Below are 1,283 nucleotides of genomic sequence, written 5' to 3'. Positions count from 1 at the left end.
TCCGCGGCCGCGCCGGCCCTGGACGCTGCCGCTGCACAATGCGATCAGCACGGCCCGGCTGCTGCCCGCCCTGGCCGGGCGGCGGGTCATTCTGACGTCCTCGGTCGAGGTGTACGGGTCAGCCGACGGCCCGCTGACCGAGGACACCGCACCGGTGCTGCCGTGGTCGGCCGTTGAGATCGACGCGTGGTGCGACGACGCCCGTGATCTGGCCCGGGCGGCCTGTCCCCCGTGGCGGGCCGCGCCGCTCGCCCGCCGGATGGCCGACGCGGATCCGGCCGGCCGGTGGACGTACGCGATGGCCAAGCTCGCCCAGGAGCGGCTCCTCGCCGGGGCCGTCCGGAGCGACCGGCTGACCGTGTTGCGGCTGGCCAACGCGTTCGGTGCGGGTCAGGACCGGGTCGCCACCCGGCTGGTCCGGCGGGCGCGGGCCGGGCTGCCGCTGCCCGTCACCGCCGGGACCGTACGCAGCTTCCTGCCGCCGGCGGAGCTGGGCCGGATCCTCGTGGGCGGCATCGGGCCCGGCGTGTTCAACGTCGGCGGGCCGCCGGTGTCGCTGCACGCCCTGGCCACCGAGATCCGTACCCTGTGTGGCTCCGCCTCCCCCGTACGCGAGCAGCCGCGCCGCCTGCCGGACAGTTCGGGGCTGGTGGTCACCAACCGGCTCGCCGCCGCCGGCTACCGGATCGGTTCGCTGCGCCCGCACCTGGCCCGGCTCATCGAGCAGATCGGCGACGACCGGGAGCCGCTGTTCCGCCCGCCGCTGCCGGTCGTGGTGCCGCCGCGGCCGGTCCGTCCAGAGCTCGTCGTCGCCCGCCAGCAGCAGTGCCTGGTCAGTGGCGAGGTGAAGCACGGCAACCGGTGGACGCGGGAGCTCACCGAGCGCCTCGGCAAGGAGCTCGACCTCGACGACGACCGGCGGGTGCTGCTGACCGCGTCCGGGACCGCCGCGCTGCGGATCATGGTGGCGGCCACGGTGGGCCGGGCGGGGCCGGGGGACGTGGCGGTGCTGCCGTCGTACACGTTCCCGGCGACCGCCGAGATCCTGGTGCAGCTGGGCTACCGGCTGCGGTTCGCCGACGTGGACCCGGCTACCTGGACGCTGTCACCGGCCGCGGTGGCCGAGGCGCTGCGACCGGGTGACGAGCGGCTGGTCATGGCGGTCGACACCTTCGGCAACCCGTGCGACTCCCCGGGGCTGCGCGCGGTCTGCCGGCGCGCCGTGGTGGCGGGGGTCTCAGCCTCGGGGGCGCCGGTGTGCCGGCAGCACCGCGGCGGCGAGC

General features: G+C 76.5%; 1 protein-coding gene. It reads left to right on the top strand.

Going from position 1 to position 1,283, the window contains the following annotated elements:
* The coding region (locus tag AB0C29_RS48995) for a DegT/DnrJ/EryC1/StrS family aminotransferase (RefSeq protein ID WP_360835313.1) at positions 1–1,283 on the top strand (1,283 nt) is incomplete at both ends.

The sequence above is a fragment of the Actinoplanes sp. NPDC048791 genome, assembly GCF_040650095.1.
Classification (GTDB): Bacteria; Actinomycetota; Actinomycetes; order Mycobacteriales; family Micromonosporaceae; genus Actinoplanes.
This window is presented reverse-complemented; position numbering and strand designations above follow the sequence as displayed.